The sequence below is a fragment of the Escherichia sp. F1 genome (assembly GCF_046764225.1).
GTDB classification, from domain to species: domain Bacteria; phylum Pseudomonadota; class Gammaproteobacteria; order Enterobacterales; family Enterobacteriaceae; genus Escherichia; species Escherichia coli.
This window is the reverse complement of sequence record NZ_CP177202.1, coordinates 1,876,295-1,902,738: the sequence shown is the minus strand read 5'-3', so window position 1 is coordinate 1,902,738 and position 26,444 is coordinate 1,876,295. Positions and strand designations below refer to the sequence as shown.

The window sequence follows — 26,444 nt, the reverse complement described above, 5'->3', positions numbered from 1 at the left end:
ATTATTCGCTCATGACCCCTGTTATGATATTATCCCAAGAATATGAGTCTAACATTCTATCAGAAATGCTTGCTTTTTTTATTTTAATGTCATTTTTAATTGTCTTTTCAATAGTTTTGGATAGTAAATTTTTCGAATAATTTTCGATAATTTTAATATTACCGTATTTTAATGAAAGATCTTCTGCTACTCCAACATTTGTAGATATTATATGATTATTAAATACAGCAGCTTCAACTAGTGATATACAATATGACTCTTGCAGCGAAAGACATATAAACATCTTACTTTTAAATAATCTTTTATACACATCATAGAGCTCTAAATTATAACCGTCACATATGATATTCACTCCACATTCAAGAGCTCTTATTCTTAGAGCATCCGTAAATATTGTTGGGAAATAGCCTAATATTTGCAATGTCCAGTTATTAAGTTTCAATTCAGACATTACGTCAATTACATCGAAAATTCTGTTTGGAGCCTTTGCTTCACAAGCATGGCGAGAGATTATTGTTATTGTATTTTCTTTAAATACATCAGGACCTTCAGTTTTAATAACCTCCCTAACTAATTTAGCATCAACTCCGTTGGGCATTAATTTTAACTTTCCTGAAATCGGCACATCAAAAATGCCTGCATTTATTATGTTATAATTTCTTATAGTCTCAACATAAAATTGATCTGTGCGGGAAATAATCATTCTTATTAGTTTTTTTTTGATCCCATTTATTTCATGGCTTTTATCAGAATATTCAATGGCACTTTCAGTATTTAAATCCATCTTACATATTAATTCCCCTTTAAATAAAAGTTTATATGTTAACACAGGCACGATATTTCTAAGGCTGAGATGAAATATCAATAAATCTAAATGTCTATTAAATATTGCATTTCGACAAAGAAACAGTATCGCCTTGAAGTTACTAATAAACCATCCACATCCAGTAAAATATATTTGTAAATTATTAAAAACAGCCTTTCCTTTCTTTTCTTTACAATAAATTAGCGAATCAACTTTCCCACCATTTAACATAACAGATGGTACCATCCCTACATCTTTTTTTAAAAATGCATCATTGTAACCGTTATGTGTGTAGATATATAACATGCTTTTACTCATTTTTTCCTCTTCTTCATGATCTTTATAAATATCCTGCGTGCACATATTTCTATTTTTTCTGATATTGTAGTGTTAAGTTTATAGAATTGGCTGTAATAATTTCGCCAAACTCTCTCATTAATTGTAACAAAATAAAACCCTAAGAAACTACGGAGACTCCTGTAATTCATTCTAGGGGTTATTAAGTCTGAGTATTTATCAAAACAGAGTCCCATTTGTTTAGGACTTACGCAATAGAAATTAGAAAGGATTACTTTTAATACCTTTTCAACCCCGTCATTATTTGTATCACAATAATGTTTATATTCGCTAATTTTATTTTTTTTTAAAAATGAGTATAGAACAAGCTGTTCAGCTGTGTATCTTCCAAACTCAAATCCTCTTTTGCAACTAATCTCTTCTTTTATATCCTGCTCAGTAAAATAATCATTATCATCTATTAATTCCCCATCCCAAATTTTTAATAAATCGTTTGTTTTACCAAAGTAGATCCAATCAGAAATATGGTATGGGAATTGAATATAGCTTTTTGGATCTATAGTATTTATAGATGATACAAGAATCCTTTCCTCTAAGTATGAAAAATTATAATCTCTCCCATATGCTTGAGCTTTTATATAGTTTTTTATAATATTATCATTTCGCAATGGCGTATCTGTTCTCAACTTAACCGCATATGGTGTTCGAACCTTAATTAAACCTTGGTATGTTGAAATTATTTGACGATTTGTATTTTCCTGAGCAACTATTTTAGTACCTATTTTTATATTTAAAGGGCCAGGATCGTTACTAAAAACAATATCGTCAAATGAAAGACCTTTAACGTTACTCCCCTCCCATGTGGACAAAATTATTTTAGCTTCTTTAAAATTTAGCCTAATACTTTCTAAAGTATCTTTTGTTTCATTTCTGACTGGACCTTGCACTACGAATGTAATATTTTCACTTTTCATCATTGGGGGGTTGTTAATAAGTTAATGATATATGTTGTCTGCTTTTCAACAAGTCCTAAATCACCACGAGATTCTACATTCAACCGCACCACCGGTTCGGTGTTGGAGGAGCGCAGGTTAAAGCGCCAGTTGGCAAAGGTCATGCTGATGCCATCGGTGCGATCCACCGCCAGCGCCTCACGGCTAAAATGCTGTTCCACACGGTTAATCGCCTCAGCGGGTTGCGCCAGTTTGCTGTTGATCTCACCGCTTGCCGGGAACGCCGCCATCCGGTCGCGCACCAGTTCGCCCAGTGTTTTCCCTTTCAGACACACCAGTTCGGCTACCAGTAGCCACGGGATCATGCCGCTGTCGCAGTAAGCGAAATCACGGAAATAGTGATGGGCGCTCATTTCGCCACCGTAGATGGCGTCTTCCTTGCGCATACGTTCTTTAATAAAGGCGTGTCCGGTTTTCGACATTACCGGGGTGCCGCCTGCGGCAGTCACCACATCAACGGTGTTCCAGGAGAGGCGCGGATCGTGGATGATCTTCGCGCCGGGATTTTTTTCGAGGAATGCTTCTGCCAGCAGACCGACAATGTAGTAGCCCTCGATAAACTGCCCTTTTTCGTCAAACAGAAAGCAGCGGTCAAAATCGCCATCAAAGGCAATGCCCATATCCGCGCCGTGTTTGATGACCGCATTGCGGGTGTCGTCGCGACATTCCGGCAGCAGCGGGTTAGGAATACCGTTGGGAAAATTGCCGTCGGGCGTGTTATGTACTTTGATTAATTCCACAGGTGCGCCGAGGGCTTTAAAGCGGGCTTCAATAGCGTCCACCACCGGACCCGCTGCGCCATTCCCGGAGTTGATCACCAGCTTGAGCGGCGTGAGGTTTTTGACGTTGATATAACCGAACAGGTGATCAACGTAAGCGTCACGCAGATTGATTTGCTGATAGCGACCGCGTTTGGTTTTATCGACAGGAGGGAAGTCATTGGCTTCTGCCAGGCGCTGGACGTCGCGCAGTCCGGTATCACCGCTGATCGGGCGAGCCCCTTCGCGCACCAGTTTCATGCCGTTGTAATCCATCGGATTATGACTGGCAGTGACTTCGATGCCGCCATCCACGCCGAGATGGAACGTGGCGAAATAGATCTCTTCCGTGCCGGACATGCCGATATCCAGCACATCGACGCCCGCATCCTGTAAACCTTTCGCCAGCGCCAGTTTTAAGGTTTCGCTGGTGAGGCGGACATCACCGCCTAAAACAATGGTTTTCGGTTTAAGAAATTCGCCATAGGCGCGACCAATGCGCCAGGCGATATCTTCATTCAGTTCTTCGCCTAATTTCCCGCGAATATCATAGGCTTTAAAGCAGCTTAATCTAGTCATATTTACAAACTTATATGAAAAAATACACAGAAGTATTTTGTTAAACAATTAGCAACTTCAGTAATGAAATTAATCTCGCCCATAACGATCATAAAACTTAACTATATCATCTTCTTCAAGATAAGAACCTGAGCGAACCTCAATTATTTCTAAAGGTATTTTTCCTGGATTTTCCAAACAATGTGTCGCCCCCAGTGGAATATAGATGGACTCATTTTCACCAAGCAGTTTGATGTCACCATTAATAGTGACTTTTGCCGTTCCCGCAACCACCACCCAGTGTTCTGCGCGGTGATGATGCATCTGTACCGACAAGCCCTCGCCCGGTTTCACAGTTATGCGTTTCACCTGGTAGCGAGCGCCTGCATCGATAGAGTCATATTGCCCCCACGGACGGTATACTTCGCGATGCATCCGATACTCGTGTCGACCGTCGGCTTTGAGCTGCTCAACCACATGTTTCACATCTTGAACCGAGCTGCGATCGGCTATTAACACCGCATCTTTGGTCTGCACTACCACCAAATCTTTCACCCCGACGGTGGTGACCAGGCCCGATTCGGCATACACATAACTGTTTTCGGATTTATAATTAATAACGTCACCGCGGCAAACGTTGCCTTCAGCTGTGTGAGTGCAGCTCTCCCATAACGAAGCCCAAGAGCCCACATCACTCCAGCCCGCATCCATCGGTACTACAACAGCATCCGCTGTTCGTTCCATTACCGCGTAATCAACCGACTCTTCCGGACAGGCGAGAAACGCTTCTTCATCTACACGAATAAAATTAAGATCTGGCTCAACGGCGCCCATCGCTTTTTTACAGGCGTCGAGAATATCCGGACGATACTTTTTCAGTTCTTCGAGATAGCGTCCGGCGCGGAACAGGAACATACCGCTGTTCCAGTAGTATTCGCCGCTTGCCACATAGACCTGCGCGGTTTCCAGATTCGGTTTTTCGATAAACTGTGCCACTTCAAAGGCTACTCCCTCCTGCTCGCCCGCAGACACTGCGCCACGACGAATATACCCATAACCTGTTTCTGGATGCCTTGGCACAATGCCAAAAGTCACCAACTTGCCCGCTTCGGCATACGGCATAGCATTACGCACAGCGGCGCGGAATGCGTCTTCATCAGCAATCACATGATCCGCTGCCAGCACCAGCAGTAACGGATCACTATCTGGTTTATGCCATTGTGTTGCCAGCGCCGCCAGCGCAATAGCAGGTGCAGTATTACGTCCTGCCGGTTCAAGAATAATGTTCTCGGTGAGTTTGTTCAGTTGATACAACTGTTCCGCAACAATAAAGCGGTGCTGCTCATTACAAATCACCACCGGATTTTCGCACCCCAAACCATTCAGGCGGCAGATAGTTGTTTGCAGCATAGAAAGCTCGCCTTTCAGACATAAAAACTGTTTGGGGTAAAGTAAGCGGGAAAGTGGCCAAAGGCGACTACCTGCACCACCGGCCAGAATAACAGGTAAGATCATTCTTTTTCATTTCCTATTTTAAGATTCTGATAAAGTCCAATCAAACTTGAGATCATTTTATCTCTAGTGAATAATTTGCGATATCGCTCTAATGCCCCTAAGGAAAAACCAGCTGGATTATTTAAAATTGTCAAGATAGCTTTGGCTAGTTCATGAGGCTCATTAGGTTCAACTACAACACCTGAAATACCATTTTCATTTACCCATGGGACCCCACTATTTTTAATATTTGTGGATACAACAGGTTTTCCATAGCTCATTGCCTCAATCTGAACTACGCCAAAAGCTTCTGATTCATGAATGGAAGGAAGACAAAATACGTCACAAACCTGATAATAAGCAGAAAGCTGTTCATATTTTATCTCCCCCAGCAAAACCACTTTCCCTTCTAGTTTATTGGATAAAATGCTATCAGCCAACTCGTCATATAACTCACCACACCCACCAATAAGGATTATTGTATCTTCAGGAAGAAAGTTAGCTGCATTAATTAGATTTTCAAACCCTTTGTAATAAACCAGCCTCCCAAGAGAGAAAACTATCTTTTTATTTTTATATTTTTCTTTTAGATGCTTTAATAGCGTTTCATTCTTAGGTAATCGCTCTGATTTTATACCGATCGGTATACAAATTATTTTATCTTGAAATCTTTGTAATTGAGGAGAAGAACTCCCATAAATTTCAGATGTCACAATAATTTTTTCTACTTTATTCAAAAATAAATTCTGTAAAGGCTGAAAAAACTTTAACGCTATTTTCTGTTTTACTATATCGCTATGCCAATGCACTACGACGGGAGCTTTGGGCGGGAACAGCAACAGTGCAATAATAGCAAGAGGATTTGGCAAATGAACATGAATTATATCATAATTATTTCTGATTCTACTCCAGATTAGTATATAGCTAATCGATACTGGGGTAGATAATAGTGTAAATAGTAATGAAGCTCGAATTATATTTTTACAATATATTGTTTTAGAACTGTTATTTACGCTTAAAACATCAACATTGCACAAATTTTGCATCCCTTCGGTTATGTCCTGTGCAACTTGCTCTATTCCACCAAATATCGGAGGGTAGAATTTTGATAATTGTATTATATTCATGACGTTATTAGTCCATCTATCTATTCGTTATTAACAATTTCTCGTAATATATTTCTAAAATAATGCAGACATGCTTTATCAGAGAAATACTTATAATAAGACTCCCTATTATATAATGTGTTATTATCCCTTCTAAATTGTCTTATATGATAAACAAAAGATTCGTGAGACTCACAGCTAATCACATTAGTTCCATCTATTATTTTTTCGTAACCAACTAATGCAAATGCAGAAGCTAGAATTGGTTTATTATACATTAATGACTCTGCTATTTTCACCTTCATTCCTGCGCCGCTAAAAATAGGAAATATCATCACATCCATTTCATTATAGAAATCATCCAAAGAATCAATATAGCCTGAAACATTTACATTAGTTGAATTCAATGCTTTATATTTTTCAAATCCATTGCCACATATATAAAAATTAGCAATCCCCTCCACCTTTGGCGCAATGTATTGAGATATAATCTTAGCAGACTCTACATTTGCAAAAAAAGCTGTACCTATAAAGCCAACTTTTAACTTTTTGCCTTCTTTTTTCTTTTCGTTGACGAGTTTAAAACTTTTTTCTCTTTGTGTATCTTTAATGCAAACGGGTACGATATAATCAGCCTTCCTTCCATATTTTTCCTCTAGTCTAAAAGAATCTTTTTCATGTAATGCGATAATCTTGTCACTATACCTTACAGCCGCATATTCTGCGAGAGTTGTGGATATTAACGAGGGAAAAAAATGCAATAACCCTGACATAATACGTGCAATTTCAAAATCAAACTCAATATTATGAAAGAACGTTATTATTTGAATAGTTTTATGTTTTTTCTTGCAATAAGAAGCTATACACCCCAGAAGACTTGAATCAAGGTATACAATGTCAGGCTCAAACTCGTCAATTATGTATTTTATGTTTTTCGTAGTTTTATTATTTAACTGCCCGGCAAACCCTAATATATTATTAATTGCAGTTGAGAATTTACTCGCGTTGCCAGGCAAAACCATGTTAATAAAGTTTGGTGCATCGTTGGTGTTTTTTACAATACCTACTGAAAATAACTCATAATGCTCTAATTCCTTTAAAGCAAAAAAGTTTGTATTTGATACTATACCACCACCATAATCGCCTTTTCCCAAACTCATGGATATTAATAGTATTTTTTTCATTAAACCTCTATGTTTACTGACGTTTTTACGCAATAAAAATCCACGCTACCGCCCCTGACTTATGGCTATCAGAACACCAGAAACTATATATTCCGATCGAACAATTTCCCCAACCCAACCAGAATAGAATAGATTATAAATCTATATAATATTATCTAATCAACCAATTGAAAACGCAAGAAAAACATTAACAACTTGGTCAAAATCAATTGTCAACACATTGTTAATGGGGTGTTTTAGAAATCCCCCATATTCAAAATAACCTGCAATTGTTCCAATTTTTCGCAGCCGTCATATCCGATCAAGCTTTCATTATTCGCTTAACAGCTTCTCAATCCCTTTACGGAACTTCGCCCCTTCTTTCAGGTTGCGTAGTCCATACTTCACGAACGCTTGCATATAGCCCATTTTTTTACCGCAGTCGTAGCTGTCACCTGTCATCAGCATGGCATCAACGGACTGTTTTTTCGCCAGTTCGGCAATGGCATCAGTCAGCTGAATACGTCCCCATGCACCAGGCTGAGTACGTTCCAGTTCCGGCCAAATATCGGCAGAAAGCACATAGCGACCTACGGCCATGATGTCTGAGTCCAGCGTCTGCGGCTGATCCGGTTTTTCGATAAATTCAACAATGCGGCTGACTTTACCTTCACGATCCAGTGGTTCTTTGGTCTGAATGACGGAGTATTCAGAGAGGTCACCCGGCATACGTTTTGCTAGCACCTGGCTGCGGCCCGTTTCGTTGAAGCGCGCAATCATGGCAGCAAGGTTGTAACGCAGCGGGTCGGCACTCGCGTCGTCGATCACAACGTCTGGCAGCACCACGACAAATGGGTTGTCACCAATAGCAGGTCGTGCACATAAAATGGAGTGGCCCAAACCTAAAGGTTCGCCCTGACGCACGTTCATAATGGTCACGCCCGGCGGGCAAATGGACTGTACTTCCGCCAGTAGTTGACGCTTCACGCGCTGTTCAAGGAGTGATTCTAATTCATAAGAGGTGTCGAAGTGGTTTTCGACCGCGTTCTTGGAAGCGTGAGTTACCAGGAGGATTTCTTTGATCCCTGCAGCCACAATCTCGTCAACGATGTACTGAATCATTGGCTTGTCGACGATCGGTAGCATCTCTTTGGGAATCGCCTTAGTGGCAGGCAACATATGCATCCCAAGACCCGCTACAGGAATAACTGCTTTTAAATTCGTCATTATTTCATCCACCTGTAAAATGGTTGCTGAATTATAGCTTGTTCGATTTTTTTCGCCAGCATCAATTACCCTGAATTGATTACTGAATTACTTGTGATGTTACGCCGCTTCGTTGTGGATTGCAGTAGCATTGTTCCTAAGTATGGCTCCATTTTTCCAGGAATGGTCGCAAATCTACTCTCTCCGTTCCGGCAATCTAAAGTTAATCTTTTCCACATTAACAATATGGTGATTAATCCTGTCGATATCGACGGAGCTTTGCCCTCTTTCATTCACTGCATGAACATTTGCAAGAGATAGCAGTGTTTCTTTTTTCGCCATAAAGACGCCGCGAACGTCTTTGCGCATGTCGAAGTTCATGCTCAATGCGGGTCCAACAGAGGATTCCTGCATCACCTTGATATTACGCATAAAAAGATGTTGCGGTTTGTTGTGTAACTCCAGCGACGCACGCTTCATCTCAATGTTAGTCAGCGCCACAAAGGAGACAGCATTCCCGGCGGAGATTTGGATGCCGCGCAATTTGTAAGCAAGGTGGGTGTTATCCAGTTGAATATTATTCACTCGGAAATTTTGCGGTATCGAGAGATATTTGCCTTTAATTACCCCATAGCCGATTAACATCCCGGCGCTATTAATCATTTCAATATTATCAATTGCGAAATTGTCACAACCGTAAATAGCAACTGTCGCGTTATCAATACCTGCTTTCTTACTGAAATCCGGCGTGATATTGCGGGCTTTGATATTACGAATAACAAAATGTTTACCATTTTCAACATGGATCAACTGCCGACAATCCGATCCCGTAATATTCGCCACGACAAAGTTTTTCACTGCCTGGTCTTCCGGGTAGTTGTTATCGTAGGTACTTCCCGCAAGGCCTATGCCGATGCCCCAGTTGATTTTGCCGTTAGTACAGTTGATGCGCTCGATGATGTGGTCGAAGATCAAAATATCACTGTCGTTAATCGCCACGTTCCATTCAATAGCGTCCCCCTGTAAGTCGCTGAACTTACAATTGGTGATGTTGGCACCGATAATCTGGTTATGAAATCCCTGGCGTAAGATGGCGTAATTAGCGTGGCTAACGGTCAGGTTATCGATGGTCAGGTTGCGCATGACCCGTTTGTTTTTGCCGCCGATATAAATCTGCGTTACCGGACCAAAGCCGCTCATCGCCAGCCCTTTGATGGTGCAGTCAGAGCCGCGCACATCCAGGGTGATGTTATGCATACTGCCGCCCTCCTCCCCTGTCACCTGGCTGCCGTCCTGTAAGACAAATCGCCCTCTGCCGTTGCCGCGCAGGCTTCCAAGGATGTGTAACGTTTTGCCAGGAGGAATGAAGATGCCGGTGTTGATATTGTCACAAACCAATCCGGCAGGCACGACGACCGTTTGCCCTTCGCTGAAGGCTTGTTTAAATGAGGCGATCCAGTCGTGTGGGTTGTAGTCGTTAATGTTAACGCTTTGTCGGGCGGGAAGTGCACGGGCGAAAGGGGTATGGAGGAAGGCAAGCGCCGAGCTTGCCGTCAGGAAGGTGCGTCGGGAGAGTTTTTTAAATGGCATACGTTCTCCTCTATAAAGCCTGCAGCAAGCTGGCGAGTTCTCGATTGATCACCTGCTGGTTAAAATCGTGTTCGACTTTTTCGCGCGCACGTTTGACGACAGGAGCCAGTTCGTCGGTGTCCAGTTGGCTAAACGCTGCCAGTCGTTGCGCCAGTGCGCGAGCATCGTTCTCAGGCACCAGCCAGCCGGATTTATCGGCCTCTACCAGTTCCGGTATTCCGCTATGCAGAGTGGAAACTACTGGAATGCCGACCGCCATCGCTTCCATTAGTGCCACCGGAATACCTTCCATATCACCGTCCGCACCCGTTACCGATGGCAGCAGGAAAACATCCGCGTCGTCGAGCATCGCTTTCACTTCATCGCTCGGTTTAAAGCCCGGCATCTCTACCACATCTTCAAGTTGATATTGTTCGATGAGGGTGCGCAGGCGTCGTTCCCACGGGCCAATGCCGAGGATGCGATAGCGAAATGCCACGCCCTGCTCTTTCAACTGACGGCAGGCTTCGATCGCCACATGCAGGCCTTTTTTCTCGGTTAAGCGTGCGACGGAAATGATTTCCAGCGGCGTTGCGGGCGCTTTCACCGGACGCGGGCTAAAGCGCGTCATGTCCACGCCCATACGCGATACGGCGATTTTTTCTCTGGGGCAGCCCATTTTTTGCAGCCTTCCGGCCCACAGATCGCTTATCGGTAGCATCAGGTCGCCACGGCGAAACAGTTGTTGATATTCGGGGGTGTAGTGGCTGAGAACTTCCCGACTGGAGATATCAATGCCGTGGAAGATAGTGGCAATTTTGCCGCGAATGACACCCAGTTCGCGGAGTTTTGCTGCGGTTACCCCCGCTGGACCAAAATGAGCGATAAAGACATCGGCATGAAATGGTGTTGCGACCTGGCCGCAAATGGCAGACAAAATCAGATTCCGCGACTCTGCGCCATAGCGTTTGAGGTTGAGCGCCTGCCAGGTATTTTTACGATGAATGCCGCGTAAGGTCTGACTGACTCGGTGGCGCAGCTTCGCCACTTTGCCCGTAGGTTCGTCCTGTAACCAGCGGGTTCTGGCGGCAAGGTTGTATTTCGTCCATGCCGCGTGGGTGTTCTCTGTATCGCCTTTTTGCAGCGCGACAATCTCCACCTCAAAGCCCATATCAATAAACGCAGTGATTTGGTTGAGGACGAAGGTTTCCGAAGACAGCGGAAATTTCAGTAAAAAGAAGCCGACCTTCATTTCGCCTCCCCAATGCGTTCAAGCACAGATTGCACCATCCGCATTCCCGTCTGACGTTCGCGACTGACGGCTTCGCTAAGTCGTGCGTTCAGCGCCGGAAGTTGGCCTAAGGTATCCGCAACCATCGCTTGTAAGCTGCCGTCCAGTAAATGACGGATATCAATCGCCATATCTGGCAGCCCCAGCTGCTGCATAATCCCGGCGGATTTATGTTCATAGTTGATGGCAATCGCCGGAGTGGCAAAGTTCATTGAGATAATGGCGGAGTGCAGGCGCGTACCGACGGTGAGTTCACAGGCACCAAGAATTTTGCCCATTTCCAGATCGTTGAGTTCATCCATCACCACGTGGTAACGGGCAGGATCGCTGATGTGCTGGCGCAGGTTGAGCGCCACCATGCGGTCGTCTTTGTTATAGCTGTCGATGCCCGTACAGGTGGAAAGCGCAATCACCTGATACCCTTCATCGAGAATGCGATTGACCACCCCGGCAAAGGCTTTTTCATACGCTTGTTGAGTGGTGCCGAGGCGTTTGTCGAACGGTGCCAGTTCGCGCAGGGTAATTGCCACCGTTTTCTGTTGTGCGGCAACGTCCAGCCAGTGTTGAACGGCATAGCTGGCGGTGAAATCTTCGGTGTGGTGATCGACCAGCCACGCGGTATCGACGCCATGTTCCACTTTTGCAGTGGTGATATTGCTGCGTTTCATTAGATCGAGGCTAACCGACTCGCGCAGGATCAGCGCGTCACAGTGACCAAAAACGTAGTTCGCCAGTTGGTTAAATTGCTCATCCTGGAAGGGGCCGACGCTGTGACCAATCATAAACAGCGGCTTTTTCGCCATAAATGTGCAAAGCGCGTGCTCAAACTGCGGCACGCCGTAGAGATCGACAAAAAACGATCCGCCGACCTGAATAATGGCGTCGTAACCTGACAGCAGGCGCACGAAGTCAGTGAATCCCTGGGCGATCGCGATATTACGCAGCTTGCCAGTGTCGGTGACGCGTGAGAGCAATACCTGGTGCTGATAGCGGCGACGGAGGACTTTTTTAACGCGCCCGACAACGCCCGCCGCGCTGTTGTGTTGTTTCATTTGCAGGAACAGCGGATCGCCCATCACCGGGCGGTTGAGCAGCCAGGAAGAACTGACCGGATAGCGGCTCATTACGTCCACTTCGGCGTGTGGATTGAGGATGTTGATGGCATCAAGTAAGCCGCGCAGGATGGCGCTGTCGCCGCGGTTGCCGCAAGTGTGGTTACCCAGAATAAGTAATTTCATTTTTTCCTCATAAATTTGATGCCAGGTGAGGTTATGTTGTTGTTTTTATTGCCGTAGCCTAAAACAACCATTCACCCCGCCCGTAAAAGCATTTTCATTTTTTCGCTGCGACAAAACTGACGCTTCACTTCCACCACCAGCGGATGGCGCGACAGCACAATCATCACTACAAACGCCAGCACGCCCGCGGCTATTTGCACCGCCAGCAGCATCCCCAGCGCCAGTTGCCCTTTCAGCACAATGCCCAGCGCATAACTGACCACCAGCGTCGGCAGCGAGAGATAAAACGGCAGCCATAAACTCAGGATGTACTGGCGATAACTGGAACCGAGCACCGGTTTAATCATCACGAAATAGCTCAGAATGGTGTTGATAATCTGCACTAGCAGGAAGCCAAGCGTGACGCCGATTGCGCCCGCCATCTGCCCACCAATAACAATCGCCGGAATAAACAGAAAGGTTTTGAATACGTTGAATTTAAAGCTGATATCGACCCGCGCTTTCGCCATCAGCAGCGAACCAATCGGGTTACCCACTGAGCGCAGCAGCCCCACCACACACAGCAATTGCAGCACCGGAATAATGCTGTTCCACTTCTCACCAAAGACCAGCGGTACAAAGTTATTCGACACCACCATCAGCCCCAGCAGCGCCGGAAAGTTGATAATCCCCACCACCGACAGCAGCTTGTAGAAGTTGACGCGCAACTTTTCGGTGTCGTCCTGAATTTTGGCAAACGCCGGAAACAACACGCGGGTGATGATTGGGTTCAGCTTCATCGGTGGCACAACGGCCACGTTGTACGCCAGGTTGTATCCCCCTGCCACGCCCGCGCCGAGAATACGCGCCAGCACGAGTGTTGAAAGGTTGGTGTTGAGATAGTTGATGATGCTGTCCGCCGTCAGCCAGGCACCAAAGCGTAAGTTCGGTGCCACCGACGCCAGCGAGAACTGCAGACCAGGGCGATAAATTTTGCGGCCAAAGTAGCCAAACAGCAGCGTTCTTACCGCACTATTGACCAGATAACCGAGGATCGCGGTCATCGCCAGCGGCCAGAAATGGGCGCTAACCACCGTAAAAGTGAAGCCCGCCAGCACCGCACTGGTTTCGATCATGCCGATTTTGTTGAACTCCAGCTCTTTTTGCATCAACGCGCGGAACTGTTGCCCGTGGGGGATCACCACAAACGCCAGCGACAATGTTTTAATCAACGGTGCCAGGTCCGGGTTATTCAGCACGTCGCCGATGAGATCACTCAACAAAAACACCGCCACACACACCACAAGCCCCAGCCCGACGTTCAGCCAGTACAACGTGGTGAGTTCAAGGTGGCTGATTTCTTTTCGCTGAATAATCGAGTTAGCGATACCGAAGTCAGAAAGCGTATCTGCCAGCGCGATGATCACCAGCGACACAGTCAGCAGGCCGAACTGGTGGTTGTCGATAATCCGCGCCAGCACGGTCATCTGCACCAACCCGAGGCCGATGATGATCACCGTGGCAATCGCCGACCACTTCGCGCCGCTGATGGTTTTTTCACGTAAGCTCATATCAATATGCCGCTTTGTTAACGAAGCCCTTGAACACCGTCAGGAAAACGATTTTGATATCGAACCAGACGCTCCATTCGCGGATGTACTCAAGGTCGAACTCGACGCGTTTTTCCATTTTCTCCAGCGTGTCGGTTTCGCCGCGCCAGCCGTTAATCTGCGCCCAGCCGGTAATGCCCGGTTTCACCTTATGGCGCAGCATGTAGCCTTCAATGAGCTGGCGATACTGTTCGTTATGCGCCACCGCATGCGGACGCGGACCGACAATCGACATCCCCCCGGTCAGCACATTAATAAACTGCGGCAGTTCATCCAACGAGGTGCGGCGCAGAAAGTTCCCCACTTTGGTGACGCGCGGATCGTTCTGCGTCGCCTGGGTCACCACTTTGTCGTTCTCCATCACTTTCATGGAACGGAACTTCCACACTTTGATCGGCTTGCCGTCCATGCCGTAGCGAGTCTGGCGGAAAATAACCGGCCCAGGTGAACTGAGTTTCACCGCCAGCGCAATGCAGCACAGCACCGGGGAGATCAGCAGCAGGATAAGCGTTGCCAGCACAATATCTTCCGCACGTTTGAGCAGGCGGTTAACCCCGGAAAGCGGCGTGTCGTACAGCGGCACCACCGGAACGCCGTTCATCTCTTCGAGACGTGAATGGAGAATGTTGAAGGTAAAGACGTCGGGGATCAGCAGCACCGAACAGGTGGTGTCCGCCAGTTGATGGACCAGTTTTTTCACTCGCGCGCCGTCGCACATCTGCATCGCGATATAGACGTTATGAATCTTGCCCGCTTTCGCATCCTCGACCAGCTGTTGCAGATTGCCCGCCCAGTCGTTAGAAACGCCGCCCGGTTTCGGATCGTGATAGACACCCACCACTTCAAACCCTAACCACGGCTGATTACGGAAGCTCTCCATCAGCATTTGTCCGGCGGCTAAATCCCCCGCCACCGCGACCATCCGCTTGTTATAGCCATGATTACGCAGCCAGCCCGCCCCAATGCGAATACATGAACGGCAAACCACCAGTCCGATGCTGGTCAGCCCATACCACGCCAGCCAGATTTTCAGTTGCGTGTCGAAATCATTGTTGAACGCCACCAGTCCGGCGCTGAAAATCACGCTTAAGGTCCAGTTTTGTAGCAACAGAGCAAATTCTGTCGCTGCCCGAACACCGCGCCATGAGCGATAAAAATCGGTGATGCCGCCCAGCATCTGGAACACCACCAGCGTAATCAGCGCCACCAACAGGTGCATGTAGAGGAATGACAGTCCGCTGACTTCGCAAACCAGCCATAGCCCGGCAAACATGATGGTGATATCTGAAAAGCGTTGCACCATAGAGATTAACGATGCATTGGTTTTCGCTCGCTCGCGCTTTTTTAGATTTGTCATCGTTGTTCCTGTTATTAGCCCCTTACCCGCAATGGGGTAAGGGAAGATCCGACATTACTCGTTCAGCAACGTCAGCAGAGTTCGCGTTCGCGCTTCCATCAGCGGCACATCACCGCGCGATTCAACATTCAACCGCACCACCGGTTCGGTGTTGGAGGAGCGCAGGTTAAAGCGCCAGTCGGCAAAGGTCATACTGATGCCATCGGTGCGATCCACCGCCAGCGCCTCACGGCTAAAATGCTGTTCGACGCGGTTAATCGCCTCAATGGGGTGCGCCAGTTTGCTGTTGATCTCACCGCTTGCCGGAAACGCCGCCATCCGGTCGCGCACCAGTTCGCCCAGCGTTTTTCCTTTCAGACACACCAGTTCGGCCACCAGCAGCCACGGGATCATGCCGCTGTCGCAGTAAGCGAAATCACGGAAATAGTGGTGGGCGCTCATTTCGCCACCGTAGATGGCGTCTTCCTTGCGCATACGTTCTTTAATAAAGGCGTGTCCGGTTTTCGACATTACCGGGGTGCCGCCTGCGGCAGTCACCACATCGATGGTGTTCCAGGAGAGACGCGGATCGTGGATGATCTTCGCACCGGGATTTTTTTCGAGGAACGCTTCTGCCAGCAGGCCGACAATGTAGTAGCCCTCGATAAACTGCCCTTTTTCGTCAAACAGGAAACAGCGGTCAAAATCGCCATCAAAGGCAATGCCCATATCCGCGCCGTGTTTGATGACCGCATTACGGGTGTCGTCGCGGCATTCCGGCAGCAGCGGGTTAGGAATACCGTTGGGGAAATTGCCGTCCGGCGTGTTGTGCACTTTGATCATTTCCACCGGTGCGCCGAGGGCTTTAAAGCGGGCTTCGATGGCGTCCACCACCGGACCTGCTGCGCCGTTCCCGGAGTTAATCACCAGCTTGAGCGGCGTGAGGTTTTTGACGTTGATATAACCGAACAGGTGATCAACGTAAGCGTCACGCAGATTGATTTGCTGATAGCGACCGCGTTTGTTTTCATCAACGGGAGGGAAGTCGTTGGCTTCTGCCAGACGCTGGACATCGCGCAGTCCGGTATCCCCGCTGATCGGGCGGGCCCCCTCGCGCACGAGTTTCATGCCGTTGTAATCCATCGGGTTATGGCTGGCGGTAACTTCAATGCCGCCATCCACACCGAGATGGAACGTGGCGAAATAGATTTCTTCGGTGCCGGACATACCAATATCCAGCACATCGACGCCCGCATCCTGTAAACCTTTCGCCAGCGCCAGTTTTAAGGTTTCGCTGGTGAGGCGGACATCACCGCCTAACACAATGGTTTTCGGTTTGAGAAATTCGCCATAAGCGCGACCAATGCGCCAGGCAATATCCTCATTCAGTTCTTCGCCTAATTTCCCGCGAATATCATAGGCTTTAAAGCAGGTTAATTTTTTCATGTCGTTACCCTTTTTCAGGCAATAGTTGGCCCTGACCGAAACGGCCAATTTTGTTTTTGTCGTTATTTACCGAAGAATTAATCCGGTTGATTATGCAACTGCTACACCCGTCCGTAGCGATCCGCGAAGCGCACCACATCATCCTCTTCGAGATAAGAGCCGGAGCGCACTTCAATTAAATCGAGCGGAATTTTCCCCGGGTTTTCCAGGCAGTGCGTCGCCCCCAGCGGAATATAAATCGACTCGTTTTCACCAAGCAGTTTGATATCACCGTCAATAGTGACTTTTGCCGTTCCCGCGACAACCACCCAGTGTTCCGCGCGGTGATGGTGCATCTGTACCGACAAGCCCTCGCCCGGTTTCACGGTGATGCGTTTCACCTGGTAGCGGTCGCCCGCGTCGATAGAGTCATATTTGCCCCACGGGCGATACACTTCGCGATGCACCCGATGCTCATGGCGACCGTCGGCTTTGATCTGCTCGACCACTTTTTTCACATCCTGCACCGCGTTACGATCGGCAATCAGCACCGCATCTTTGGTCTGCACTACCACCAAATCTTTCACCCCGACGGTGGTGACCAGGCCTGATTCGGCGTACACATAGCTGTTTTCGGTTTTGTGATTAATCACATCGCCGTGGCAAACGTTGCCTTCCGCGGTGTGGGCACTGATCTCCCATAAAGAGGACCAGGAGCCGACATCGCTCCAGCCCGCATCCATCGGTACCACAACGGCATCTGCCGTACGTTCCATGACCGCGTAATCCACCGACTCTTCCGGGCAGGCGAGAAACGCTTCTTCATTCACGCGAATAAAATCGAGATCCGGATCGACGGCGCTCATCGCTTTTTCACAGGCGTCGAGAATATCCGGGCGATATTTTTTCAGTTCTTCGAGATAGCGTCCGGCGCGGAACAGGAACATGCCGCTGTTCCAGTAATATTCGCCGCTTGCCACATAGGCCTGAGCGGTTTCCAGATTCGGTTTTTCGACAAACTGCGCCACTTCAAAGGCCACCGTATCCTGCTCACCCGCAGATACTTCACCGCGACGAATATAGCCATAACCGGTTTCTGGTAGATCCGGCACAATGCCGAAGGTCACCAACTTACCTGCTTCGGCATACGGCATGGCGTTACGCACGGCGGCGCGGAACGCGTCTTCATCGGCAATCACATGATCCGCCGCCAGCACCAGCATTAATGGGTCGTTTTCCGGGCTATGACGTTTTGCCGCCAGCGCCGCCAGCGCAATGGCTGGTGCCGTGTTTCGCCCTGCCGGTTCGAGAATAATGTTCTCGGTGAGTTTGTTCAGTTGGCGCAGCTGTTCCGCGACAATAAAGCGGTGCTGCTCATTGCAAATCACCACCGGGCTTTCGCACTCCACGCCGTTCAGGCGGCAGATGGTGGTTTGCAGCATGGTGAGATCGCCTTTCAGGCATAAAAACTGCTTGGGATAAAGTACGCGGGAAAGCGGCCATAAGCGGCTACCGGAGCCACCTGCCATCACAACTGGATAGAGTTTCGACTGCGCCATAATTATCCCCGAATATCATTTATAAATTGACGTAACACGTTCTCTTTATCGAGCGTGCGTTCGGCATATTCACGTGCCACCGTGTTGTGTTTGGGCAGCAGGAGCGCCTGACGGATCCCCGCCACCAGCGCCTCGACCGATTCCGGTTCTACGCAAACCGCAATGCCCGGAAAGGTTTCGCAAAGCTGCCCCAGTTCTGTGTGGGCTTCCGCGGTAATCACCGCGTTACCGCCTACCGCCAGAATATTGGTCAGTTTCGACGGCAATACGGCATCTGCCGCGCCGCGTTTTTGCACCACCAGATGGCAATCGCCCATCTTCAGCAGTGCGGGTAAAGCGTCATACGATTGCAGCGGGAAAAATTGCATGTTGCGCAGTTCACGCTGCTGCGCCATTTTTTCCAGCCGCGCTTTGCCGCCGCCCTGCCCGACAATGGCAAAAATCAGCGGTTCATCGCGCAGGCGATCGGCAGCTTCAATAACGTTTTCCAGCCCCTGCTTTTCACCAATATTGCCGGAGTAAAGAATGATTTTTTTGTTATCCGGCAGGCCAAGCTGGTTACGAAGGGCATCAACATCGGCGTCTGCGACATGCTGAAAACGGGCAATTTCCGACCAGTTGGGGAAGAAGATGACGTTTTCCGCCGCCACGCCTTTTTCGATGGCTTTATTCATCATCGAACGCGAAATCGTGGAGACGTTATCGACGTTATGCAGTCCGCTACGTTCGAACGCCGTTGCCAGCTGTGCCACTTTGCCGCCTTTGCCTTTTCCGGCAAGGCCCAGCCCCAGCATGGCGTCCACTTCGTAATCCTGAATATGCAGCACGGTACGCGCACCAGAGAGTTTCGCCAGCAGGCGCATTCCCGGCGTGCAAAACAGCGTTGGCACCACGCCGATAATGCGATCCGGCTTCCAGCGACGTTGCGCCATCAGAGGAAAGAAACTGCTGGCGGCAAAACTGCCGAGATGTAACAGGCGTTTCAGGGTGCTTGGCTGTTTTGGTACGTACAGTGGGCAGCGCCACACCGTGGCGGCCCCCTCTTCTCGTTTGTACCGCCAGGCGGAATAGTTCTCGCCCACCTGCCACTGCGGGTAGTAAGGCGGTGCGGTAATAACCCGCACCTCATGACCTTGCGCCGCCAGCCATTCCACCATCTCTCCGGTGTATTTGCCGATGCCGGTTAACTCCGGCGAGTAGTTAATGCCGTAGACCAGTATTTTCATAATCCGGGTACTCCGGCACGCTTCTCAGCGAGAAAATAGGCGCGGCTGTTAGCGTGAACATTGTCACTGGCGAGCAGTGCGTCCGGCGTCAGCCAGCGGTAATCGTCATGCTGCTCATCCGGCAGTAACAGTTCTTCTTCCGCTACTCTGAAGCGAAAACCGAGCACCACATAGTGAGTGGTGAAATCCGTGCCAGAGAAGTTATCGTCATAAAAGTGCTGCCAGACACCGTAAAACTGGCCTGCTGTTATCTGCAGACGCAGCCCCAGTTCCGCCATCGTCAGCCGCTCAAATGCGGCTTCCAGCGTTTCGTCTTTTTGCACGCGCCCTCCCGGCACAAACCAGTAACCCTGCGCCGGGCGGTTGGTTCTTTTGCCAAGCAGAAACTCGCCGCGACTGTTCTCGACAATAAAGTCGAGAGAGACAAGCGGAGTGGAGCGCACTACCGTGGCAAAGTCTTCCTGACGTAAAAACATCATTACCCCCGAAAGCGGTCTTGATTCTCAAGGAACCACTGGTAAGTGCTGGCAAGCCCCGCTTCCAGTGAGATTTCGTGATACCAGCCAAGCTGATGCAGGCGCGTCACATCCAGCAGTTTGCGCGGCGTACCATCCGGTTTACTGGCATCAAAAACCACCCGACCTTTGTAACCCACCACTTTGGCGATGGTTTGCGCAAGCTCGCGGATAGTGCAGTCAACGCCCGTGCCGACGTTAATGTGCGACAGCATCGGCTGGGTGTTCTCCAGCCAGACTTCGTGCGCCAGCTCCATCACATGAATGCTTGCCGCCGCCATATCATCGACATGCAGAAATTCGCGCATCGGTGTACCACTGCCCCACACCACCACGTCCGGCGCATTCTGTGCCGTCGCCTCGTGGAAGCGACGCAGCAATGCAGGGATCACATGCGAGTTACTCGGATGGAAGTTGTCGTGTGGCCCGTACAGGTTGGTCGGCATGACCGAGCGGTAATCGCGTCCATACTGGCGGTTGTAAGATTCGCACAGTTTGATCCCGGCGATTTTGGCAATGGCATAAGGCTCGTTGGTCGGCTCCAGCGTACCCTGCAATAACTCGCTTTCTGCCATCGGCTGTTTTGCCAGTTTCGGGTAGATACAGGACGATCCGAGAAACAGCAGTTTGTTCACGTCGTTCTGATGCGCGGCGTGAATGATGTTGCTCTCAATCATCATGTTCTGGTAGATGAAATCCGCCGGATAGGTGTTGTTGGCAACAATGCCGCCCACTTTCGCCGCCGCCAGATAGACCTGGTCAATGCTTTCGCTGGCAAAGAAATCATGCACAGCGCGGCTGTCCAGCAGGTTCAGCTCGTCGCGGGTGCGTAATACCAGTTCCACATCACCGCGCTGTTCGAGCTGCCGCCTGATGGCGGAACCGACCATCCCGCGATGGCCAGCAATAAAAATGCGTTGTTTACTCATGCTTATGACTCCAGCGCGATCGCCACGTCGTAGCCGTGAGATTTCAGCAGAGAGTGTTTTTTCGCCGCTTCGAGGTCATTAGCCACCATTTCAGACACCATCTCTCTGAGGGTGATTTCCGGTTTCCAGCCCAGTTTTTCGTGCGCTTTGGTCGGGTCGCCGAGCAGCGTTTCAACTTCTGCCGGACGGAAGTAACGCGGGTCAACGGCGATAATCACATCGCCCGATTTAACGCCCGGCGCGTCATGCCCTGTGACGGAAACCACAATACCCTTCTCTTCAACGCCCGTGCCTTCAAAGCGCAGTTTGATACCCAACTGTGCCGCCGCCATTTCTACGAACTGACGCACGGAGTACTGAACGCCGGTGGCAATAACGAAATCTTCTGGCTGTTCCTGTTGCAGCATCATCCACTGCATTTTTACGTAGTCTTTGGCATGGCCCCAGTCACGCAGGGAATCCATATTGCCGAGGTACAGGCACGACTCCAGCCCCTGGGCGATGTTGGCGATTGCGCGGGTGATTTTGCGGGTAACGAAGGTTTCGCCGCGGCGCGGGGATTCATGGTTGAAGAGAATACCGTTACAGGCATACATGCCGTAGGATTCGCGGTAGTTAACGGTGATCCAGTAGGCGTACAGTTTGGCGACCGCATACGGAGATCGCGGGTAGAACGGCGTGGTCTCTTTCTGCGGAATTTCCTGCACCAGACCGTACAGTTCAGAGGTGGAAGCCTGATAAAAACGGGTTTTCTTTTCCAGACCGAGGAAGCGGATCGCCTCGAGCAGGCGCAGCGTACCCATCGCATCGACGTCTGCGGTATATTCCGGTGACTCAAAAGAAACCGCAACGTGGCTCATTGCGCCCAGGTTGTACACTTCATCCGGCTGCACTTCACGCAAAATGCGCGTCAGGTTGGAGGTATCACTCAGGTCGCCATAATGCAGATGGAATTTCGGGTTGCAGGTGTGCGGATCCTGATAAATGTGATCCACGCGCTCGGTGTTGAATGACGATGCGCGACGCTTAATACCATGCACCTCGTAACCTTTTTCCAGCAGAAACTCTGCCAGGTAAGAACCGTCTTGTCCGGTTACACCGGTGATGAGAGCGACTTTTGACATGTCTTATTCCTCTGTATTTTTTGAATTTATTCAGTTTCAACGCGTTCGCGTATCACCACTGCGGGATTCCCCCGGCAAACCACATTTGCCGGAAGCGATTTAAAAACACTGCTTCGCGCCCCCACGACGGTGCCGTCGCCGATTGTGACGCCTGGGGCAACAAAGACATCGGTTGCCAGCCAGCATTTCTCGCCAATCACAATAGGCGTGGCGTTAATGGTGAAATGTTGACTTGCATGGTCGTGGCTACCGGTGCATAAATAACTTTTTTGCGATATCACCGAATGTGCGCCAATGGTTATTTCACCGAGGGTATATAAATTGACCTCATCGCCGACCCACGCGTAATCACCTAAGGTTAATTTCCACGGATAGGTAATTTTTACTGACGGACGAATAACTACGTTTTTTCCTATTTTTGCGCCGAATAAACGTAATAAAAAAGCCCGCCAGCGATACAATACTTGTGGCGACCAGGCAAATAATGTTGCCTGTACTGCCCACCACAATTGCACTTTAATAGCGTTGCCGCCCCGGAACCCTTTCGGCACCGAGAAACCACTTAAATCCTGCATCGTTTTCCCTTATATTCAGCTTTTGTTATATAAGGCTTTCGTCTTTGAGGTAGTACGTTGGCGTAAATGCCAGGATAATTCTGCCCAGAAGCCAGGCACATGTAATATCTGCCGTTGGACTTTTTTGGCGTCAGCACATAATTCCATATTATTGGTGGTAGATACTCCACCCATAGAAAATTCAGACACCAGGCCATTGAGTTTTCTAAATGCATAACCAGCTTTATACATTTTGGCTGCCAGCGCGTAATCGGAAGAAACTTTATATTCCAGGTCATAACGCCATTTTTTCAAGCCGGATACCGGAAAAAATATCGCCTGATGACTGGCGGGCAGGCTGTGGTAAATATACCAACCCGGTTTGGCGTTACGTTTAATTTTATGCCCGTCGCCAAAATCCAGCAGCGCATCGCCGGTGATCATCACGTTATCTTTTTGCACTTTTAACTTACGGATAAAATTTGCGGCATCCTGATGAAAAATATCGCCCGAATTGAGAAACAACGCGAACTTGCCTTGTGCCATCGCAATGCCTTTATTCATGGCATCGTAGATACCGTTATCTGGCTCACTGACAAAGCGTAGGTTATAGATACCATTGAGATTTTCCAGATACTCACGGGTACCGTCGTTGGAACCGCCATCGACAACAATCCATTCGAAGCTGATATCGTCCACCTGCGCCAGATGCGCCAGCGAGGCATGTGTTTTGACTATCCCTTCGAGGTTACGAAACGCGACAGTGATTATGCTAAGCAACATGTTCTTATTCTTACCTCGTAATATTTAACGCTTTTCGCAAAATAAACGGACAGACGATTAAAAATGCATATTCCGGGCTAAATATCGAACCGGTAAAAAACAGCGATACCGGAGTAAAAAGATATAATTGCACGCGAAAATTGCGGTTATCACCAAAAGCGTTGATCATCATTTTTATCACTTTCCCCATGTACCACAGTGATAAAAACACCGCGAACCAGGAAAAATAAATAATCAGCAGATACAAACCATTGTCTATGGTTTTTCCGACATCCGCACCGTTAAATATTCCGAATGATGCGACATATTCATAAAGTGAGCCAAATCTGACTACACCGTCAATATGGGTCAAAGAATAACCGACCATCACCAGCGGACCGACAATACGATAATATGATGACGATCCTTCCGTACCTAAATCGCCCAGACGGGTGGAAATATAAGGAAATGCAATTACCACACCAACCAGGAATACAGCCATAGAAATCAATGCTAACGGTAACTTTTTCTTAATCGCCTCTTTATTCAGATATTGAAATGCCCACTCCAGCAAATAAAACAGGATAAAGGTCATAACCCCTGAAAACGATCCGGATAATATTATCCCTGCGAGAATCATAGCATCGGTTTTAGGCGTTTTGATACCAAACTGTTTGATGCTGAGCCAAATTGAGATTAATGCCAGAGCGAAAAATGCCGGTTCGAAATAAAGTGCTGTCGTGCGCTTGCCGCCGAATTTGATGAAATTCAGCACATAGCTGTTGCTGTAAATCAGATATTTCGAAATCGACTCCATAATACTGCTGCCACCGGTGAGGATAATTTGCGCCATCTCCACTGCCGCCAGCGCCACCACCAGCCCGACCACCAGATAAAAGAAACGTAATATCTTGCGATGGTTGTGTGGCGAAATCGTTTTAAAGCGAATACTCCACACCATGCCAATAATGATCACAATATAGACAAACAGCATGGTTGAAGTGACATATTTACTGGCATCCAACGACTGACCAAACAGATAGTTGAACGCCGTGAGCCCCGCGCCAATCCCCAAGGCAATCATCAATTTTTTAACGCTGATGCGCTCTAAAAACAGCAGTAACAAGACAGGTAAAAAAGTGACGATGGTGATGGGGAAACTTTCGCCAAGCTGGGCGATTTTGACGTTAACCAGCAGGTAAATCAGCGGCAGCAGCAGGTAGCTACAGATTCTGATAGAAGTTGACATACTCCTCCAGCATCTGTTGTCCACTGTAGGCGGCGCGGCTGCGCTGGCTGAACTCAGCCAGCGTGGTACTAAATATCGCCTGCGCGATTTCCGGTTTGCTTAACTGCACCAGTTGCAGCACGTCTTCTTCGCTGACGGTTTTACCGCCGGATTTTTGCAGCACTTCCCGCGCCGCGTCGCTATGGGTGGCAATCACCGGCACGCCAATCGATAGCGCCTCACACAAAATCAGCGGGTAGTTATCGACGCGAGAACTGAATACCAGCGCATCCATCTGATTGAGCGCGCTCATCAACTTGCGCTTGTCAGTTTCAAAGCCGTGATTAACCACGTTGCCAGCGGTGAACGGCGAGAACTTACCAAAGGTATGCAGTTCGATTTTGTCGCCCAGCGCCATCATCTCACGCACCAGTTGCTGGTTAGTCTTGCCGTCGTAACGCAGGTCATGCGCTACCACCGCGATTTTCGGCTTGCCCTGAGTTTCGCGCACCGGAGGCAAGTCCGCCAGAATCGCTTCGGTTGCCATATCAATGCCATTATTGATAATCCGGCAACGCCCTGGACCGTACAGACTATTGAAAGCATCAGCCACATGCTGGCTGGGGGAAATAAACTGACAGCCCAGCGCCAGCATCTCACGGAATAACTGGCGTTTGCCCGCCACCAGCTGGTGTGCGCGATCAATCTTCACCGGCGGATAATTATTTAAGGTCGGGCATTTCTGGCAGCCCTTTTTCCAGCCTTCACAACCGTCGGTAAAGGCGCAGCGTCCGGTAACGCTCCAGTGATCGTGTAACGTCCAGACCAAAGTGATATCCGGTTTGTGGTTTTTCACTTTTTCGCAAAAGCGCACCACGCTCTTAAGATTCAACCAGTAGCTGTGCAGCACATGAAAATGCAGGACCACCGGACCCGGTGTGCGAGTAATGGTGCGATATAACTCATTGAAATTGCCAAACAGATCGCGATTAAACAGACGAAACAGGGCAATGTTCGCCATCGCGGTCATCCGCGGCGTATGTTTGATGACCTGCGGATAGTTCTGATGGCTGACGCTCTCTTTGCCGCCTTTGCCGTAACCGTAGACAAAATGTGACGCCAGCCCCTGTTGCAGCGCACGCTGGTGGAGATCTAACGCCACACCTGCCGCCCCGCCTTCCGCCAGTCGCACATTAAATTGCAGAATATTCATTTAATTACCTTCACTCGCGCTTTTTCTCCCACCACCAGCGCGTTATCCGGGACAGAGTCGAGCACCACGCTGCCCGCGCCCACGGTGACGTTGTTACCAAGCGTGATATCACCAAGAATAATGACGTTGGCACCGAGCTCGACGCCGTTGCCAATGTGTGGACATGCCATGTTATCGGCACCACGATTGCCGATAGTGACGCCGTGGCGAATGGTGAAATCATCCCCCGCTACCACGTTTTTATTGATCACTACGGCATAGCCGTGATGGATAGTGAAACGGCGACCAATGGTTGCGGCTGCCTGGATTTCATAACCGAAAAAGCATTCGGTGATAATGCGATACAGCACCAGCAGCGGGGCCGCCCAAATATTGTTGAGGACGTTCTTTTTGCGCCACACTGAACAAAAATGAGCGACGCGATAGGCAAGGACCATGCAGCACGGGCGTAAACTCCAGCTGTTGGCACGCAGATCTTCCAGCATC

Annotated in this window: 23 protein-coding genes; all 23 read right to left on the bottom strand. The window is 48.6% G+C overall.

Going from position 1 to position 26,444, the window contains the following annotated elements; all coding sequences use genetic code 11:
- Window position 1 precedes the first annotated feature (1 nt).
- Complete coding sequence (locus tag ACK8NJ_RS09090; protein ID WP_154735968.1) at window positions 2-1,123, bottom strand: glycosyltransferase; 1,122 nt, start codon at window positions 1,121-1,123, stop codon at window positions 2-4.
- The gene (locus ACK8NJ_RS09085) at window positions 1,120-2,079 is read right to left on the bottom strand and encodes a WavE lipopolysaccharide synthesis family protein (RefSeq protein ID WP_411962373.1); all 960 of its coding nucleotides are present in this window, start codon (window positions 2,077-2,079) and stop codon (window positions 1,120-1,122) included. Before ACK8NJ_RS09085 ends, ACK8NJ_RS09090 begins: the two co-directional genes overlap by 4 nt.
- Entirely contained in the window at window positions 2,076-3,452 is a 1,377-nt protein-coding gene (gene cpsG / locus ACK8NJ_RS09080) for a colanic acid biosynthesis phosphomannomutase CpsG (protein ID WP_154735970.1), read from the bottom strand. Before cpsG (ACK8NJ_RS09080) ends, ACK8NJ_RS09085 begins: the two co-directional genes overlap by 4 nt.
- A 69-nt stretch (window positions 3,453-3,521) precedes the next feature.
- Window positions 3,522-4,946, bottom strand: coding sequence for a mannose-1-phosphate guanyltransferase (gene cpsB, locus ACK8NJ_RS09075; protein WP_230042119.1), 1,425 nt, complete (start codon window positions 4,944-4,946; stop codon window positions 3,522-3,524).
- Complete coding sequence (locus tag ACK8NJ_RS09070) at window positions 4,943-6,052, bottom strand: glycosyltransferase (RefSeq protein ID WP_154735972.1); 1,110 nt, start codon at window positions 6,050-6,052, stop codon at window positions 4,943-4,945. The genes cpsB (ACK8NJ_RS09075) and ACK8NJ_RS09070 overlap by 4 nt, the downstream gene beginning before the upstream one ends.
- A gap of 20 nt (window positions 6,053-6,072) precedes the next feature.
- Window positions 6,073-7,215, bottom strand: coding sequence for a glycosyltransferase (locus ACK8NJ_RS09065; protein ID WP_154735973.1), 1,143 nt, complete (start codon window positions 7,213-7,215; stop codon window positions 6,073-6,075).
- Window positions 7,216-7,527: 312 nt separating this feature from the next.
- Window positions 7,528-8,421 (bottom strand): UTP--glucose-1-phosphate uridylyltransferase GalF, encoded by an 894-nt coding sequence (gene galF, locus ACK8NJ_RS09060; RefSeq protein WP_000183060.1) that lies wholly within the window; start codon window positions 8,419-8,421, stop codon window positions 7,528-7,530.
- 174 nt (window positions 8,422-8,595) lie between these two features.
- Entirely contained in the window at window positions 8,596-9,990 is a 1,395-nt protein-coding gene (gene wcaM / locus ACK8NJ_RS09055; protein ID WP_411962372.1) for a colanic acid biosynthesis protein WcaM, read from the bottom strand.
- A 10-nt stretch (window positions 9,991-10,000) separates the two neighbouring features.
- Entirely contained in the window at window positions 10,001-11,221 is a 1,221-nt protein-coding gene (wcaL, locus tag ACK8NJ_RS09050; RefSeq protein ID WP_411962371.1) for a colanic acid biosynthesis glycosyltransferase WcaL, read from the bottom strand.
- A complete protein-coding gene (gene wcaK / locus ACK8NJ_RS09045; RefSeq protein WP_000770798.1) occupies window positions 11,218-12,498 on the bottom strand; it encodes a colanic acid biosynthesis pyruvyl transferase WcaK in 1,281 nt (426 codons plus the stop codon). Before wcaK ends, wcaL begins: the two co-directional genes overlap by 4 nt.
- Window positions 12,499-12,569: 71 nt before the next feature.
- Entirely contained in the window at window positions 12,570-14,048 is a 1,479-nt protein-coding gene (gene wzxC, locus ACK8NJ_RS09040; RefSeq protein WP_001578583.1) for a colanic acid undecaprenyl disphosphate flippase WzxC, read from the bottom strand.
- Between the two features lies 1 nt (window position 14,049).
- Window positions 14,050-15,444 carry an undecaprenyl-phosphate glucose phosphotransferase gene (wcaJ, locus tag ACK8NJ_RS09035; RefSeq protein WP_000183130.1) on the bottom strand — a complete coding sequence of 465 codons (1,395 nt, stop codon included), beginning with the start codon at window positions 15,442-15,444 and terminating at the stop codon, window positions 14,050-14,052.
- 54 nt (window positions 15,445-15,498) lie between these two features.
- Window positions 15,499-16,869 (bottom strand): colanic acid biosynthesis phosphomannomutase CpsG, encoded by a 1,371-nt coding sequence (gene cpsG / locus ACK8NJ_RS09030; RefSeq protein WP_411962370.1) that lies wholly within the window; start codon window positions 16,867-16,869, stop codon window positions 15,499-15,501.
- A gap of 101 nt (window positions 16,870-16,970) precedes the next feature.
- Complete coding sequence (gene cpsB, locus ACK8NJ_RS09025; protein ID WP_000079265.1) at window positions 16,971-18,407, bottom strand: mannose-1-phosphate guanyltransferase; 1,437 nt, start codon at window positions 18,405-18,407, stop codon at window positions 16,971-16,973.
- A gap of 2 nt (window positions 18,408-18,409) precedes the next feature.
- Window positions 18,410-19,633, bottom strand: coding sequence for a colanic acid biosynthesis fucosyltransferase WcaI (gene wcaI / locus ACK8NJ_RS09020; protein ID WP_034173159.1), 1,224 nt, complete (start codon window positions 19,631-19,633; stop codon window positions 18,410-18,412).
- Window positions 19,630-20,109 (bottom strand): GDP-mannose mannosyl hydrolase, encoded by a 480-nt coding sequence (gene gmm / locus ACK8NJ_RS09015; RefSeq protein WP_179151291.1) that lies wholly within the window; start codon window positions 20,107-20,109, stop codon window positions 19,630-19,632. The genes wcaI and gmm overlap by 4 nt, the downstream gene beginning before the upstream one ends.
- A gap of 2 nt (window positions 20,110-20,111) precedes the next feature.
- Window positions 20,112-21,077, bottom strand: a complete 966-nt coding sequence (gene fcl / locus ACK8NJ_RS09010) for a GDP-L-fucose synthase (protein WP_000043615.1) — start codon at window positions 21,075-21,077, stop codon at window positions 20,112-20,114.
- Window positions 21,078-21,079: 2 nt separating this feature from the next.
- Window positions 21,080-22,201, bottom strand: a complete 1,122-nt coding sequence (gene gmd, locus ACK8NJ_RS09005) for a GDP-mannose 4,6-dehydratase (protein WP_096885066.1) — start codon at window positions 22,199-22,201, stop codon at window positions 21,080-21,082.
- A 26-nt stretch (window positions 22,202-22,227) separates the two neighbouring features.
- The gene (wcaF, locus tag ACK8NJ_RS09000; protein WP_001153581.1) at window positions 22,228-22,776 is read right to left on the bottom strand and encodes a colanic acid biosynthesis acetyltransferase WcaF; all 549 of its coding nucleotides are present in this window, start codon (window positions 22,774-22,776) and stop codon (window positions 22,228-22,230) included.
- A gap of 15 nt (window positions 22,777-22,791) precedes the next feature.
- Entirely contained in the window at window positions 22,792-23,538 is a 747-nt protein-coding gene (wcaE, locus tag ACK8NJ_RS08995; protein ID WP_097481838.1) for a colanic acid biosynthesis glycosyltransferase WcaE, read from the bottom strand.
- 10 nt (window positions 23,539-23,548) lie between these two features.
- Window positions 23,549-24,766, bottom strand: a complete 1,218-nt coding sequence (wcaD, locus tag ACK8NJ_RS08990) for a colanic acid polymerase WcaD (RefSeq protein ID WP_001764680.1) — start codon at window positions 24,764-24,766, stop codon at window positions 23,549-23,551.
- The gene (gene wcaC / locus ACK8NJ_RS08985; RefSeq protein ID WP_001023881.1) at window positions 24,741-25,958 is read right to left on the bottom strand and encodes a colanic acid biosynthesis glycosyltransferase WcaC; all 1,218 of its coding nucleotides are present in this window, start codon (window positions 25,956-25,958) and stop codon (window positions 24,741-24,743) included. The genes wcaD and wcaC overlap by 26 nt, the downstream gene beginning before the upstream one ends.
- Complete coding sequence (gene wcaB / locus ACK8NJ_RS08980; RefSeq protein ID WP_000888729.1) at window positions 25,955-26,443, bottom strand: colanic acid biosynthesis acetyltransferase WcaB; 489 nt, start codon at window positions 26,441-26,443, stop codon at window positions 25,955-25,957. The genes wcaC and wcaB overlap by 4 nt, the downstream gene beginning before the upstream one ends.
- Window position 26,444: the final 1 nt, after the last annotated feature.